Source organism: Kitasatospora sp. NPDC001119 (assembly GCF_053598475.1).
Window position 1 is genome coordinate 16,258 of record NZ_JBSFKI010000047.1, and the last position, 14,763, is coordinate 31,020.

At 72.0% G+C, this 14,763-nt stretch carries 14 protein-coding genes; 4 read left to right on the top strand and 10 right to left on the bottom strand.

The annotated features are described in order from the left end of the window. Positions 1 to 7: 7 nt before the first annotated feature. From ACWDD9_RS37585 to ACWDD9_RS37605, 5 genes are all read right to left on the bottom strand, one after another. A complete protein-coding gene (locus ACWDD9_RS37585) occupies positions 8 to 1,225 on the bottom strand; it encodes a hypothetical protein (protein ID WP_449814075.1) in 1,218 nt (405 codons plus the stop codon). Further along, positions 1,222 to 1,974 carry a hypothetical protein gene (locus tag ACWDD9_RS37590; protein ID WP_449814076.1) on the bottom strand — a complete coding sequence of 251 codons (753 nt, stop codon included), beginning with the start codon at positions 1,972 to 1,974 and terminating at the stop codon, positions 1,222 to 1,224. Before ACWDD9_RS37590 ends, ACWDD9_RS37585 begins: the two co-directional genes overlap by 4 nt. Further along, positions 1,971 to 3,305 carry an aminotransferase family protein gene (locus ACWDD9_RS37595; RefSeq protein ID WP_449814077.1) on the bottom strand — a complete coding sequence of 445 codons (1,335 nt, stop codon included), beginning with the start codon at positions 3,303 to 3,305 and terminating at the stop codon, positions 1,971 to 1,973. Before ACWDD9_RS37595 ends, ACWDD9_RS37590 begins: the two co-directional genes overlap by 4 nt. 49 nt (positions 3,306 to 3,354) lie before the next feature. Then, complete coding sequence (locus ACWDD9_RS37600) at positions 3,355 to 3,990, bottom strand: hypothetical protein (RefSeq protein WP_449814078.1); 636 nt, start codon at positions 3,988 to 3,990, stop codon at positions 3,355 to 3,357. A 63-nt stretch (positions 3,991 to 4,053) separates the two neighbouring features. Next, on the bottom strand, positions 4,054 to 4,854 hold the full coding sequence (locus tag ACWDD9_RS37605; RefSeq protein WP_449814079.1) for a TauD/TfdA family dioxygenase: 801 nt from the start codon (positions 4,852 to 4,854) through the stop codon (positions 4,054 to 4,056). A 174-nt stretch (positions 4,855 to 5,028) separates the two neighbouring features. Between ACWDD9_RS37605 and ACWDD9_RS37610 the strand changes: the two genes are divergently transcribed. Beyond that, positions 5,029 to 5,457, top strand: coding sequence for an NUDIX hydrolase (locus tag ACWDD9_RS37610; RefSeq protein WP_449814080.1), 429 nt, complete (start codon positions 5,029 to 5,031; stop codon positions 5,455 to 5,457). A gap of 3 nt (positions 5,458 to 5,460) precedes the next feature. Then, positions 5,461 to 6,606 (top strand): helix-turn-helix domain-containing protein, encoded by a 1,146-nt coding sequence (locus tag ACWDD9_RS37615; RefSeq protein WP_449814081.1) that lies wholly within the window; start codon positions 5,461 to 5,463, stop codon positions 6,604 to 6,606. A gap of 271 nt (positions 6,607 to 6,877) precedes the next feature. Here ACWDD9_RS37615 and ACWDD9_RS37620 read toward each other — a convergent pair whose 3' ends face one another. The 4 genes from ACWDD9_RS37620 to ACWDD9_RS37635 all read right to left on the bottom strand — a co-directional run bounded on the left by ACWDD9_RS37620 (position 6,878) and on the right by ACWDD9_RS37635 (position 11,517). Next, the gene (locus tag ACWDD9_RS37620; protein WP_449814082.1) at positions 6,878 to 8,962 is read right to left on the bottom strand and encodes a tetratricopeptide repeat protein; all 2,085 of its coding nucleotides are present in this window, start codon (positions 8,960 to 8,962) and stop codon (positions 6,878 to 6,880) included. A 116-nt stretch (positions 8,963 to 9,078) separates the two neighbouring features. Continuing rightward, positions 9,079 to 9,597: a helix-turn-helix transcriptional regulator gene (locus tag ACWDD9_RS37625; RefSeq protein ID WP_449814083.1), complete on the bottom strand. Its 519-nt coding sequence runs from the start codon at positions 9,595 to 9,597 to the stop codon at positions 9,079 to 9,081. A 46-nt stretch (positions 9,598 to 9,643) separates the two neighbouring features. Continuing rightward, positions 9,644 to 11,062 (bottom strand): hypothetical protein, encoded by a 1,419-nt coding sequence (locus tag ACWDD9_RS37630; RefSeq protein WP_449814084.1) that lies wholly within the window; start codon positions 11,060 to 11,062, stop codon positions 9,644 to 9,646. Positions 11,063 to 11,127: 65 nt separating this feature from the next. Then, positions 11,128 to 11,517: a roadblock/LC7 domain-containing protein gene (locus ACWDD9_RS37635; RefSeq protein ID WP_449814085.1), complete on the bottom strand. Its 390-nt coding sequence runs from the start codon at positions 11,515 to 11,517 to the stop codon at positions 11,128 to 11,130. 383 nt (positions 11,518 to 11,900) lie between these two features. Here ACWDD9_RS37635 and ACWDD9_RS37640 point away from each other — a divergent pair, with 383 nt between their 5' ends. Beyond that, positions 11,901 to 13,265, top strand: a complete 1,365-nt coding sequence (locus ACWDD9_RS37640) for a hypothetical protein (RefSeq protein ID WP_449814086.1) — start codon at positions 11,901 to 11,903, stop codon at positions 13,263 to 13,265. Then, the gene (locus tag ACWDD9_RS37645; protein WP_375874587.1) at positions 13,262 to 14,104 is read left to right on the top strand and encodes an NAD(P)-dependent oxidoreductase; all 843 of its coding nucleotides are present in this window, start codon (positions 13,262 to 13,264) and stop codon (positions 14,102 to 14,104) included. The genes ACWDD9_RS37640 and ACWDD9_RS37645 overlap by 4 nt, the downstream gene beginning before the upstream one ends. 145 nt (positions 14,105 to 14,249) lie before the next feature. On the opposite strand, the gene ACWDD9_RS37650 is transcribed toward ACWDD9_RS37645, so the two are convergent. Beyond that, the gene (locus ACWDD9_RS37650) at positions 14,250 to 14,726 is read right to left on the bottom strand and encodes an MmyB family transcriptional regulator (RefSeq protein ID WP_449814117.1); all 477 of its coding nucleotides are present in this window, start codon (positions 14,724 to 14,726) and stop codon (positions 14,250 to 14,252) included. Between the last annotated feature and the right edge of the window lie 37 nt (positions 14,727 to 14,763).

The following is a 14,763-nucleotide window of genomic DNA, read 5'->3' on the forward strand; positions in this document are numbered from 1 at the left end:
CGCGGTGTCAGATGATGGCGGGAGCGCTGGTGGTCAGGGCCGGGGTGTCGGCGAGCAGGCGGGCCACGGCGGCATGGTGGGCCGGATCGTTGCGGTCGGGCGCGGGCCGGGCCTCGGCGATCAGGCGCAGGAGCGGCCGCAGGTGGCGTTCGAGGTCGAAGCGGGGCGCAGCCAGGTCGAGCGCGGCGAGGTGGCCGGTGCGGGCGGGGCCGTCGTCGGTGGCGGCCAGCAGCGCGAGGGCGAGCGCCTTCGGGTCGGCCGGATCGGCGACGGGGCCGATGCCGAGGGCGGCGACCACCTCGCCGGTGGCGCCGTGCGGGTCGGCGACGACCGGCAGCCGGTACAGGGCTGCATCGCGAAGGCGCAGCCGGTGGCAGGTCTGGGACTCCGCCGTGTGCGCACCGGTGATCGCGAGGCAGCGGGCGCCGTTGAGCATCCGGTCACGGCCGTGGTGCCCGAGCGGCCCATTGGGCAGCTGCACCAGGCCGTCCAGATCCATCGCGTGCACCTGGGCACGGAAGGCGGGGCCGGGCTCGTACAGCAGGCGCAGCGTCAGCTCCCGGCCGAGGCCGCGGGCGTGGTCCAGGGCGGGCAGCAGCGGGGAGGGGTGGCAGTACTCCCACGCGCCGCCGCTCCACACGACGTCCACCGGCGGCCCGGCCGGGGTTGCTGCAGCGGCTTGGGCGGAGTGCCGGTTGTGGCCGATCGGCACCAGGCTGAGCAGGTGGTTCAGGGCAGGACCGGCACGGTGGTGGGCGGCGGACAGACGGCCGGTGGCCACCAGCGCGCCGAGGGTGGAGGCGCGCTCGGCCTCGGAACGCACCAGGAGGTGGTCGGCGAGCATCAGCTGCAGCCGCCAGCGCGCGACCGTGTCCGCGTACAGGTCCTGTCCGTCCGGGCCGGCCAGCGCGTCGTAGTGCAGATGCTCGATCGGCGGGGCATTCTCCGCGACCAGGAGCAGGCCGGCGGCGTGGGCGGCGAGCAGCAGCCGGGTGTCGAGAAGGTCGGTGGTGACCAGCACCCGGTGCCCGGCGAGGAGTTCCTCCCACGGCCGGGTGGTGACCGTGACGCCAGGGTGAGTGAAGCCGGAGGGGCGCGGGACGGCGATGGTGATCCGGTGTCCGGCGTCGGCAAGGACCTGGGCCGTCTCCCACAGGCGGATACCGATCCCGCCGAGCTCGTCGTCGACCGGGTAGGGGCCGGAATGGATGAGGACAGTCGTCACAGGACGCTCCCGGTGATCGTCGAGGCGACGTTGGGCCAGGTGCCCAGGTCGGTGAACGGGCCGACGTCGAGCGCCGGCGCGCCGAGAAGCGGGGCGATGCCCTCAGGCCCCGGCGGCTGGCGGAGCGTCGCACGGTGCAGCACATCGAGTACGGCCCGGCCGTGTTCGTGGGCGAAGGCGTAGGCGAACCAGACGGCGTTGAAGCGGTCGGCCTGTTCGAGGCCGGGCTTGTCCGCGAAGTCCGCGACCTGCGGCCACTCGTGGCCGCAGGTGCCCTCCAGACGCAGCGCCCCATCCACGGCCAGCCGCTGCGGGTCGTTCTCGGCGGCCATGAGGATCGCCGCCCGGTGCCCGGTGTGCACGAGGTCGAGGAGGTTCCCGACCGCGTGCGGGGCCGGCTGGGCGAGGATCTGGTCGGGCAGTAGGACGGCGGTTGCGGGGCCCCACCAGGCTTCGCAGCTCAGCACCGCGCCGGTCGACTCCGGCAGCTCCGCATCCTGCGAGCAGAGCGCGAGCGGCAGGCCGAGGTCAGCGCAACGGGCCGTCAGATGGCGGGCGGTGGCCTCCCGGCCGGGGCCGAGCACGGCGACCAGCCGAAGCCGGTCGGCGTGTGGGGCGAGCAGGTCCAGGGTGTGGTCGAGGGCGACCCGGCCCGGCCCGGTGGGGACGAGTTCCTTCGCGATCGGCAGGCCGAGTCGGCTTCCGGTGCCCGCGCACGGCAGCACCACTGTGTCGCGCCCGCCGCTCACCGCGCACCGCCGGCGACGGTGTGCAGGGCGTCGGCGACGGTTCGGGCGCCGGCCAGGACGTCGTCCTCGGTGATGACCAGCGGCGGCGCGATCGTCAGGACCGGCCCGAACGAGCGCACCAGGACACCGGCCTGCTGGGCGAGCGTGGCCACGTCCTGTGCCACCTCCACAGACACGGTCTCCACCCCGATCAGCAACCCGCGGCCACGGACCTGCCGCACCGGTGAACAGCCGGACAAGTCCTTCGACAGGTACTCCAGGACAGTCGAGCCGACGCTGCGGGCGCGGGCCGGCAGGTCCTCGCCCTCGACGATGTCCAGGACCGCGAGCGCCGCCGCGCACGCCGTCGCGTGGCCGCCGGTGGTGTGCCCGTGCCGCAGCCCGCCCAGGTACGGGTCGTCAGCGAACGCCTCGTAGAGGCCCTGGCGTACCGTGACGGCGGCCAGCGGCACGTACCCCCCGGTCAGGCCCTTGGAGGTGACCACGATGTCCGGACCGGTGCCGGCGGCGAGGTCGTGCTGGAAGCCGAGCATGTACCCGGTGCGACCGATCCCGGTGGCGACCTCGTCGACGATCAGCAGAATGCCGTGCCGGTCGCACAGCGCCCGCAGCGCGGCCAGGGCGCCGTCCGGCGGGACGACGACCCCGCCGACGCTCAACACCGGCTCGACGAGGACCGCCGCCACCCGGTGCGCGCCCACCGCCGCGAGCTGCGCCTCCCACTCGGCGGAGCCGGGAATCCGGCACTCGTGACCGCCCGCGCCAGCCGTGCAGTTCGCGCACCGGGGAGTGGCCAGGTGCAGGAAGCCGTCCGGAAGCGGCCCGGCGCCGTCGCGGCGGAACTCCGCCCCGGTGGCGGCGATCCCGGCGGTGGTGGCCCCGTGGTATCCATCCGCCCAGGAGGCGACGACGGAGCGTTCCTTGTCGCCGGTGATCCAGTGGCACATCCGGGCGATCTTGAGGGCAGCTTCGATGCCCTCGGAGCCGGAGTTGCAGAACAGGGTGCGCGAGAGGCCCGGCGGGCAGAAGGCGGCGATCCGCTCGGCGAGCAGCGCCGCAGGCTCGGTCGTCACCTCCGCCAGGTCCCACGTCATCAGCTGCCGGGCCTGGCGGGCGATCGCGTCGACGACGCGCTGCTCGCCGTAGCCGACGATGGCGTTCAGGGTGCCGGCACGCAGGTCGAGGTAGCTGCGGCCGGTGTCGTCGGTGACGCGGCAGCCCTCGCCGCTGGTCAGGACGAGGCGAGGGGTGGCGACGCGGATCGGGCTCCACGGGTGCCACAGGTGGCCCGTATCGGCGCGGCGCACCGGGCCGGGCAGGGGGGTGGGCATGACGGATCGCCTCCGGGTGAGGTCGTGGGGGCAGGGAGCGGCGCGCCGGTCAGCGCGTGGTGCGGCGGGGAAGGGCGAGGATCGCGTCGCCGAGTTCGCGGGCCACGTCGGTCACGTCCCGCCCGGTGGTGTCCACGGTGATCAGGCGGCGGTGGCGGCGGCCCATCACGGCGAGCGCCTGGTGGAAGCGGTCGGCGAACGGCTCGTCCTGCGCACTGCGCAGGTCACGGACGTCGATGTGGTCGCGGCCGTGCAGGCGCTCGGCACGGGTCTTGATGTCGGCGGTCACGTGGACCGCGAGGTCGAACGGGGCGAACATCTGCGGCCAGCGCAGGGCCGCGCGGGCCGCGAGGTACGGGCCGCCGGCGATTCCGAAGGCGACGATCCGGTCCACGTAGGCATCTTGGATCAAGACCTCGCAGCCCTCGGCTGCCAGCGGCCGTACCCTCGCCAGCAGGTTGTCCAGAGCGAACCCGGCGAACAGGTACGCGGTCGTGGTGAGCGCGCTGTCCGGCTGGCGGGCCATGGACAGCCAGCGAAGGGGCCGGTTCAGCGGATGGCGCCGGGTGAGCATCCCACGGTGCCGAGCCGCCATCACCCCGCGATCGGCGAGGTCTCGCACCACGGCCTCGACCAGCGTGGTCTTGCCGGCCAGGTCGATGCCATCAACCATCACAAGCAGCATCGAGTCTCCTCGTTACATCGTGGGCAAGGTTGTGGTTGCCGGGCGGGGGGATGCCACCCAAGCTCACGCCGTGTTCCTGGCGCTTTCGGTCGCGATCCACGGCGCGGTGAAACCCGGTTCGAGGCCGAGCCCTCCGTGGGCAGGCCCGAGGGCACGCAGCAGCAGCCGCTCTCCCGTGAACGCGGCGCGGCCGTGCAGGACGCGGTGGTTGTCGAGGAGGAGCGCCTGCCCGGCGGCCAAGCGCACCGAGACGGTGTGCCGAGCGATCGCGGTGCGCAAGGCGGGCATCTGGACCTGTGTCTCTGGTGAGAAGCGGGCTAGCTCGTCCTGGCGCAGGCGGATACGCCATCGCTTCGATGGCAGGTCTTCCAGGACGGGGGCGAACAGCCCGTCCGCGCCGCCGAAGTAGGCTGCGCGCGGCGCAGACAGGGCTGCCAGCGCGGCGGGCCGGAAGCCGGCCAGCTCGCCGAGCACGGCACGCCCGTCGACGAGGATGCTCTCGCCTCCAGCACGGCCTGGCTGGAGGCAGGCGAGTATGACCAGGCGAGGGGGGCAGGGCAGTTGGGCACTCTCCGTGTGGGCCGCGAGATCGCTTCGGCCCAGCCCGGCCAGGCCAACACGTCGGCCCTGGCGGCCGGTGTCGCGGATCGTGGTCAGCCCGTCCGGGCCGCTGTCGCGGTGCGGGCGCAGTTCGGCCAGCAGCAGGTGCGCGACTTCCAACACGTCGTCGCGGCGGTGCAAGCCCGTCAGGCCGGCCGCGCCGCGTTCCCGGAGCACCTCCCCGATTCGCTCCCGGAACTCACCGGAGCTGGCCGCCGCGGAGTCCGGCGCGAAGAAGTCCACTCCGGGGGTGTTCGAAGGCATGGGGATCTCCCTTGGGCGTAGATGGGATGGGGAGACCACAACAGTCGTCGGCATCGCCACCGCCGTACAGTGACAAACTGTCAACCCGTGATCACGGGAACAGGGCGCTTCGGTTCGGCTCGGGGCTGCTACGTTCGGGATGCCTGCGTCTGGCCGCACATCATGGAGGACGGCGTGATCCAGCTCGAACAGCCTTACGTCCCAGTGAAGTTCCCCATCTCGATCAAGGGTGTGGTCCTCGACAGCCAGCGGCGCGTGCTGCTGCTGAAAAACGAGAGGCAGGAGTGGGAGCTGCCCGGAGGCAAGCTCGAAGGCGACGAGACCCCCGCCGAGCGGGTGGAGACCGAAATCCAAGAGGAGAGCGGCTGGACGGCCAACGCCAGCGCTCTGCTCGATACGTGGATGTACGAGCCGCTGCCCGGCCGGAAGGTCTTCATCGTCACCTACGGCTGCACCGCCACCGGTGCTGACACGCCCCCCGTTGTCAGCCACGAACACAAGGAGGCCGGACTCTTCCACCGGCACGAGGTCGACGCGCTCGTCATGCCCCAGGGCTACAAGGACTCCATTGCCCGCTGGTACGAACTCCTCGACCGGGACTGAGCCGTGGAGCCCGCGCCACGCGACGGCATCCAATGGCATTGGACCACGCCCCGAGCCCAGGAGATCCTGCGCCGGCGAAGCCTGGCGGGAATCCTTGCCTTCTACCGTGAACTCCACGGCCTGCCCCAGCAGGAACTCGCGGACCTGCTCGGCTACTCCACCAGCTACGTGTCCCGGGTGGAGACCGGCTCGCGCACCATCACCGACATCGGCGCCCTGCGACACATCGCCGACCAGCTCCGCCTCCCGCCCCATTGCTTCGGCATCACCGACGACGCAGATGGAGACCACCACGCCATGATCCAGTTCGCGGAGAGCGTCCTGCGTCTGGCCGAGATCGCCCGCCAGGCCGGCCAGGCCAGCGCCGCCGTCGACGAACTGTGGCCTCTGGTGGCGCGGTTGGAGGCCCGGGTCGAAGACGGCCGCACCGAAACTGACGTGCTGCGGCTGCTCGCCCGCGCCCGCGTCGGCCTCGGCGTCGCCCTCGGTCACGTCCTGCCTGACGAGCGCCTGGCCACTGCTGCCCGCTGGACCGGCAAAGGACTGGCTGTCGCCCGACGCCTCGGCGATCCGACCCTGCACACCTACGCCCTGCGCCACCACGGCAACGAACTCCGCAAGGCCCGTCTCCTGGGAGCCGCGGTTGACCGGCTCGCCCAGGCCCGGGATGCCGCCCGCACACCTGGCGAGCGAGCAGAAGCCGTGATCCTTCTGGCCCGCGCCGCCGGCAACGCCGGTGACCGGGCCGCGTTCGACGACGCGGTCACCGAAGGCTTCCGGTTGCTGGACGTGGCCCCGACGACGTCCCTGTTCTCCGATTTCAGCCACCACGAGGTCCACGTACGGGGGCTCGCCGCCACCGGCCGTGTCCAAGAGGCTGTTCGCGTCCTGGAACGCGCACCCGCGCCTCGACTTCACACGACCACGCAGTGGCGCATCATCTCCGCGATCACCGCCGGGCAGGTCCTGACGCTTCGGGGCGACCACCGGGCCGCCCGAGAGCACCTGGCCGAGGCAGTGCGGGGAGCGGTGGCGCACCGGCTGCCGCACCAGATCCAGCGAGTGGTGCGCGCCAGCCGAGACTTGCCGGACGTCCGCGAGGAGGCCGGGGTGGCCTTGACTCAGTTGAAGGCGGCGATAGCAGCCTGACCGGCGGCCACTCTGCGAAGGTGCCGCAGGACCTGCCCACCTGGCGGCGATCACAGTCTCGTGCCGCAGCTGCCAAGCCTGCGGGGCAACGGAAACCTCACAATGAATTACGTGGTTCACCATGGTGCAGCCTCCGTCTCGGCCCGTGGATGTGGGGTCTTGGCCCTAGAGTGGTTGGGCCGACTCGACACGCGAACATCGGGTCGACCCCGGTGACTTCGGCTTAGCCTCTAGACGGAAACGGCGGGTTCCGGCTCGCGGTTGATGGCGGTCACGGGGTGCTCGCCTGGGTGATTCGGGCGTCGAGGCGTTCCATGTCCCGCAGGCTGGCCAGCGCGGCGTACCCGTCGAGGCTGGCGCCGTACCAGGCGAGCGCGGCCTGCTTCGCCCCGGAGCGTTCGGCGTCCTGGCCGAGGAACTCGGTGGTGAGGGCGCGCCAGTGGCCGTGGCCGATCTCGTCAAATCTCTGGCGTGCCTTGGTGAGGGCGGTGACGGCGAGGTCGTGCCGTCCGGCCAGGGAGTGGGCCTCGCCGAGGAAGGCCAGGGCCCGCGCGGCGTTGAGCGGGTCGGGTGGTTCGAGCAGGGCCAGGCTCGCGTGGGCTTCCGAGAGCAGGGCCACGCCGTCGTCGGGCTGGCCGAGGCGGGCGGCGGCCGAGCCGAGCAGGATGTCCGCCAGCGCCGCGCCGCGTAGGTCTTCGAGGTCGTCGTAGACGCGGGTGGCCTCACCGAGGTGGGGCCTCGCGGCGTCGTACTGCCCGCCGGCCCACAGGCAGGACCCGATGCCCATCGTGCACTGGGCGACCCCGCCGCGGTCCTGGTCGGCGCTTGCCAGGTCGCGGGCGTCCGCGTAGCGTCGGCCGGCCTCGTCGAGGCGGCCGGTTCCCTTGAGCGCGAGGGCCAGGGTGGTGGTCATCTCGCGGATCGCCATCTGGTCGCCCCAGAGCACGGCCGAGCGTAAGCCCTGCTCGTTGGCGGCGACGCTCAGGTCCAGCCGCCGCAGCCGGTGGAAGAGCGGCCACAGGTCGTGGACCAGGGTGACGAGCGCCCGGTGCTCGCCGAGTTCGCGGGCGGCGTCGAGAGCGGGTTGGACGGCGGGCGCGATGGCCTCCAGCCAGGCGAGCGCGCTGCGATCAGAGGCGAAACGGGGCGGTTCGCTGGGCAGGTGGCGGTACTGGCGGGGCAGCACGCGGTGGTGCGGGGTGAGCCGCTGGACGGTGGCGTGCGCGGTGGCGATCAGGACGTCCAGGTAGCGCTGGACGACCATGGTCCGGATCACGGTGGAGTCGGTGCGGGCGGCAGCGGCCCGCATCTGCTCGGCGACGGCGGGCCGCAGCTGGTACACCTCGCCCCGGCCAGCGATTCGTCCGGTGTGTTCCAGCAGGTGCCGGGCGGCCAGCTCTTGGAGCAGCTGAGCGGTCTGGACAATCGGCGTCGCGGTCGCGGCGGCGGCGGTGAGCGCGTCGACGTCGGGCGCTGGCACCAGGGCCAGGAGCCGCAGGAGCCGGGCCGCGGGCTCGGGCAGCGACTCGTAGACGACAGCGGTCGCCACCGCGACGGCCTCCGAAGGCGTGGGCGCGGCCAGCGCCGGGTGTTCGCCGAGCGGCCGGGCCGGGTCGAGGGCGGCTTCCCCAGCAGCGAGGCCGACCGCCAGCGGCATACCGCCGCAGGCCGAGGCGAGCGCGGCAGCGGCCTGCGGCTCGGCGTGGACGCGCTGCGCGCCGACGATCCGCCCCAGCAGCAGGAGAGAGTGCTCGGGCGAGAGCGGGTCCAGGCGGTGGTGGCGTGCGCCGTGGGCGGCGAGGGCGGGCAGCGGGGCGGCGCTGGTGACGACGACGGCGCAGTGCGCGCTGGCGGGTACCAGCGGGAGGACCTGCTCGGCCGAGTCGGTGTCCTCCAGAACCAGCAGCAGGCGGCGGGTGGCGCTCACGGAGCGCCACAGCGCGAGCAGTTCGGTGGTGTCCCACGGCAGCGTCTCGGTCTCTCCGAGGCCCAGTGCCCGCAGCAGGGACCGGGTCACTTCGGCGATCGGGGCCGGGCGGCCGGCGCCGCGCAGGCGGGCCACGAGCTGACCGTCCGGGAACCGGTCGGCGGCCCGGTGCCCCCAGCGGGCGGCCAGGGTCCGCTTGCCGATGCCGTCCGGGCCGCTGATCACCGCCACCGGTGCGGTGCCCGGCGGCGGTGCGGCCAGCGCCGTGTCCAGGAAGCCAAGCGCCCCCACTCGGTCGGTGAACACGCCAGTCACGGCCGGGAGCTGCCGCGGGACGGGCCAGACCCGGTCGGGGTGGATGTGGATGCCGCCGTTGATGTCCCGCGCCTGCACGGCGGTGCGGACCCGAGAGCCCTCGATGCGGTTCATGGTGGTCCTGACGCTGGGTGGAAAGGGTGACAGGGGGCCTCGCGAGACGGTCCCCGCAGTAGCCTCGGAACGGGGCGGGGCGGGGCGGCTGCGCGGCTACGGCCGGAGGTCGGGCATCAACTCGCGTGCTGCGCGGGCGGGCCGGTGGTCGCGGAGAGCCGGGTGTCCGGCCAGCCGTCGCCCAGGGCGCTCAGCGGCACGATGCCGGCGAGGACGGCGAGGGCCGCCGCCTGCTGCCGGGAGCGGACGCCCAGGGTGCGCAGGATGCTCTGGGTGTAGGTCCGGACGGTGCTCGTGCTCAGGCGAAGCCGCTTCGCGGTCGCCGCCGGTTCCTCGCCGGAGACCAGGCCGGCGAGCACCCTCTGCTGCTGGGCGGGCAGGGGCAGGCCGGTCGGGTGGGACACGGGCACGTCCTCGGGACGCACCAACCCCCAGGCCGCGCCGAGAGCGGCGGCGCGGTGGCGGTGCCGGGTGCCGAGCCGGGCCGTCAGCGCCTGGATGGCGGGGTTGACCTCCTTGGCGGCGAGGCCCGTGGCGCGGCTGACCGGGTCGATCAGGTGGCCACCGGCGACCTGGCGCAGCAGCAGGACGTCGGCCTCGGACAGGTCCGGCCGGTCGGGGAGGGAAATGGGCATGGCGAAGCTCCTTGTGGCGCAGGTGAGGGCAGGGTGGGGTGTGCTGCTACTGGACGGGCCGGGGCCGGTCGAGGGCGGCCAACAGCCTCGGGCCGCTGCGGCGGGCAGCCTCGGTGCCGATGGTGAGGATCACGTCGTCGGCGTGGGCGAGGGAGGCGGCCACGTCCTCGGCGCCCATCCCGCAGGGTCCGGGCTCGGGGATCACGAGTGTGCCGCTGTCCCGGCCGCCGGCACCGTCGCTGGCGCTGGCGAGTGCAGCGATGCCGTCGATCTGGAGCTGGGAGCGGGCCGGGGTGGACAGGACGGGCAGCAGCACCGTGCGGTCGGCGGCGGCCAGGGCCGCGGTGATCCGGTCGGCGAGCGCGGCGGTGCGCAGGTGACCGACCGGCTCGTACACCGCGATCACCGCCCCCTCGGTGAGCATCTGCGCCCCCTGGAGGTCGGCGGCGATCTCCTCCGGGTGCTGTGCGCGGGACTCCAGCACGGTGACGCGGCGGACCGTGCCCAGGCGGGTCAGCGACCTTTCGGCCCCGGTGAACGCCCCAAGCCCGTCGACGAGGTCGGAGGGGGACACCCCGAGGGCCCATCCGGCCGCGAACCCCGCCGCGACGCCGAGGGCGGACGTGCGGCCCGCGACGGGCACGGCGAGCGAGACCCGCTCGCTGCCGGCCTGGATGGTGAGGTGGTGGTCCTCCCCGCTCCAGAGCAGACGGAGGATCTGCACGTCCATGCCCTGGCCCCGGCCCACCGTCACCACCCGCGGGCCCGGGGCCCGGCGCAGGCGCTCCAGCAGCTCGTCGCAGCCCGGCTGTCCGGCCCACACCACCACGCTCTCGCTGCGGCGGGCCAGTGCCTCGATGTCGTCCAGCGCCTCCTCGCGGGTCGCGAACATCGGCGGTGCCGTGTCCACGGAGGTGACCAGCGTGACCGCCGGGCGTAGGCCCGAGCCCAAGGTGCGGTGACGCCAGCCCGGCGGGGCGGCCTCGTGAAGTGCGGTGTCGGGGCACAGGTCCACCACCAGGACGTCGCCGCTGCCGTCGTAGCCGGGTGCGTCGCCGTGCGGGGCGGCGGTCAGAATCCAGCCCGGGTCGCGGACGGTCAGCGCACAGGTCAGGGCGGCGGCGGCCATCGCGGTGGAGTGGCTGCCCACGACGGCCACGACGGTGGGCGCGGTCCCGGCCAACAGCTCCACCGCGCGGGAATAGCCCATGCTCGGAAGACCGTGGCCGGCCGCACGATCGAGGATCTCGTGCACCGCCGCGTCGTCTCCGCCCCAGACCAGCGACGTCGTCACGCCCGGCACCACGGGCTGCAGCACGGCGCCGGCGCGGGCGAGGCGCTGGAGCAGCTCGTCGTCGCGGCCGCCCTGCCGCGGTGCCACGGTCACCCGCGCACCGCGCCGGGCCAGGTAGCACGCGAGCCCGGCCATGCCGGGGCTGCGCGGATCAGGGATGTGAGGGGCCACCAGGACATCGGGGAGCGGATGCGGACGCCGGCGGCCCCGAACGGCGTGCTCCTTCGGCGCCGCGCTCACGCTGCCACCGCCACGACGTGGCCCTGGTCCGCGAGTTCGATCAGCCGACCCACGATCATGCCCAGGTCCGCCCCCTTGGCAGCGGCCACGGCGAGCATCGACTTGTCCGGCGAGCCGACCAGAACGAGGGTCTGGCCGTACCGGTCCTCGATCACGCTGTAGCCCCACGGGACTTCGCGGGACGTGAGATCGCCGACGATACCGACGCCTTCGGTGCTCACCGCGCTCAGCGCAGCCATGGCGGCGGCCCAACGGTCGGCCGTCTCGGAGGTGAGCCCAGGGGAGGCCGCGAGGATGAGTCCCTCGGGGCTGACGTGAATGGCGGCCCGAATGCCAGTCGTGCCGGTGACCAGATCGGTTAGGGGCTGACAGTGGGGTGAACTCACGGTGTTGCTCCTTCGCCAGGCTGTGCGGGGAGATGGCCGAGACGCCGGGGCTGTCGTCTCCGAGTCGCTCTTGACGCCCTCGGGCCTGCGCGCGGTGACGCCCCGGACCGCAGCCGCTGTTAGGGCGGTCGGCCCGCCGCTCCAACCGGGGTGCTCGTCCATCGCCTGGACCAGCCACGCGGACGGCGCTCTTCTGGCGCGACGGGGGAATCCTGCTCGTGTCCGGACGACTTCGGCTAGTAACCACGCGCTGACACGAGCCGACACAGGTCGACATCAGCCGACATGAGAGCTGACATTTCGTCGCTGACCCTCCCGCGTCAGGCTGGGATCGGAGATCGTTGTTTCGAGGCCGTTCCATCGATCCCCGTAACGGAGTTGTCATGGCGTCAGACCAAGAGATCTCCCTGTTCCAGGTCCTGGTGCAACAGCGTGGACTGGGCGAGTACCTCGTCTTCCTCCGGCAGCTACAAACCGCCGCCGTCGAGGTGGCGCGCCTCGAACACAACCCCGCGCTGGCGAAGGTCACCATCGGAGAGCGTCAGTTCAGTCGGTGGACGCGCGGACAGCACGGCAGCGGGCCACGGCCACTGACGGCGCGGGTCCTGGAGCACCTGTTCCAGCGAAGCGCCCGGGATCTGTTCGGACCTGTCCGCGCCGCGGGCGAGCGCAGTTCGCTTGCTCCTGCCGCACAATGCATAGAGCCGAGCGTCGGCTCGGACGCTCACACCCAGGACCTGCTGATGACAGCCGCCAGCCAATCGGCTTCCTTCGCCGCCTACGCGGAACAGAGCAACGTCGGCCCGCACAGCCTTGAACAGCTGCAGGCCGACATCAACAGGATCGTCGCCACCTACCCCAACCGGCCGGTCGTCCCCCTGTTCGAGGAGGTCGTCTCCTTGAGGGACCGTTGCTTCGAGTTTCTGGAAGGCCGGCAGCCTCCGGGTTACACCAGCGACCTCTACCTGGCAGCCGCGGTGCTCTGCGGAATCCTCGCCAACGCGAGTTTCGACCTCGGTGCCTACCGTGCAGCAGAAACCCAGGCCAGGACCGCGTTCGTCTGCGCGGAGCAGGCTGGCCATAACGGGTTGCGATCGTGGATCAGGGGCACCCAAGCGATGATCTGCTACTGGGAGGATCGCCCGCACGACGCAATTCGCCTGGTGCATTTGGGCGAGCAGTACATCCCGGAGAGCGGAACGGCTCACATCCGCCTCTCCAGCATCGCCGCGAGGGCGCACTCCCGTCTCGGGCAGCAGCACGACGCCGTGGAAGCCCTGCGCCAGGCCGACGCGTATCGGGAGCAGGCGACCAATGACGACATCCCGGGTGGGATGCTCGCGTTCCCGCTGGCCAAACAACGGTTCTACGCTTCCACCACGCACCTTTGGCTTGGGGGCGACGCGAACAACAGGGAGGCGGCGGCCATGGCCGAAGAGTCCGTCGCTCTCTATGAGTCCGACCCGCCGGAGACCCGGCGGCTCGGCGAGATGTCGCTTGCCCGGATGGACCTGGCCCTCGCCGAGCTGGCAGGCGACGAGATAGAAGGGGCGGCCCACCAAATCGACGCGGTGATTGCTGTCGCGAGCAAGCGCCCCACGGAGAGCGTCAGCCGACGTCTCGATCAGTTCGCGCGACGGCTGGCTGTGAGCCCGGCCCGCACCTCGCCCATCGGGCTGTCCCTCCAAGATGGGATCATGCAACACCGAAGGGTCCGCAACGAACTACCAGCTGGGGGTCGCGGTTGAGCACGATCACGGTTCTGCACCCGGGACAGATGGGTGCTGCCATAGCTGCCCAGGCCGTTGCCGCCGGGCACCAGGTTCTGTGGCTGCCGGAAGGCCGCAGTGAGAGCAGTCGTCGCCGAGCCGCTGAGGCGGGCCTGCTTCCTGCCGATGATCTGGCGACCGCGCTTGAGCAAAGCGAGATCGTCATCTCGGTCTGCCCGCCGGCAGCCGCCGAGGAAGTCGCGGCCGAAGTTGCCGCCGTACCTTCCTATACCGGCCTTTATGTGGATGCGAACGCGATCAGCCCGACGCGGGCCGGGAGCATCGCCCATATCCTCTCTGAGGCGGGTGCAACGTTCCTCGACGGCTCCATCATCGGCCCGCCACCAGCCGCTTCGACCACCGCGCGCCTCTATCTCGCAGGCGACCCGGTAGCGGCTCGCCGGGTGGCCGCGATCTTCGACGGCACACTGGTCGCTGCACGCTGCCTCGACCGGGACGCCGGTGCGGCCTCGGCGCTCAAACTGGCCTTCGCCAGCTACCAGAAGGCCGCCAGGACATTGGTCGGAGTTGCGCACGCGCTCGCCGATCAGCACGGAGTGACCGCCGAGTTGATCGACGAAGGCCGCGCAATGGCCGGGCCGCTGCTGGCGGATCGGGATTACCTCCGCACGGTTGCGCCACGAGCATGGCGGTGGGCACCCGAGATGCGGGATGTGGCCGACACTCTGGTGGACTCGGGGTTGCCCGCCGACCTCGCACACGCGGCTGCCGTTGTTCTCACCAGGTGGAGCAGCCTGAAAGATCGAGACGATCTCACGGTCGAAGACGTCCTCGACGCTCTCCGACCGACCGAGTGATCATTTGACCGTTCACTCCGGGGGCACGGTTGGTACTCCTGGGCAGACGAACACCAGGGCGACGGCGCTCACCACGCTCCCGCCGCACCGGTTCGGGAGCGTGGTGCCACTTCTTGCTCAGGCGCAAAACCGCGCGGGCTGCTGGTCAGACGCCGTGGAAAGCGACGATGAAGCGCAGCTGCCTGTTACGCAGCGGGGCCAGGGCCATGATGCGGACGGGGACCTCGTCCCCGCCGCCGTGAGGGATTCGCATGTGCCTGATGTCGCCGTCAGGGTGCTCGTAGAAGTCGTGTCGGTCCCACAGCTCCTGGGCTTCCGGGCAGCCCTCCAGGATGTCCGCGACGAGCTTCTTGAGCTGCTCGTTGTCGGGGTACTGGGCGGCGGCGGTGCGGATCTGGGCGAGAAAGGGGACGGCCCAGGATTCCTTCCAGTTGACCAGCTGCTCGCGGGCGCCGGGGTAGAGGAAGGCCCATCTCATGATGTTGCGCTCGTAGACCCAGGGGTACATCTCCCGGGACGGGTTGTTGTGCGCGACCACGTTCCAGGCGACGTCCGATATGTACGCGGGGTGCGGGAGCATCTTGTCGAGAAGACGCTGATGACGCTCTGCGAAATTCCTCAGGTGCTACTCAAGTTGCCTCCAAACCTGCTCAGTTGAT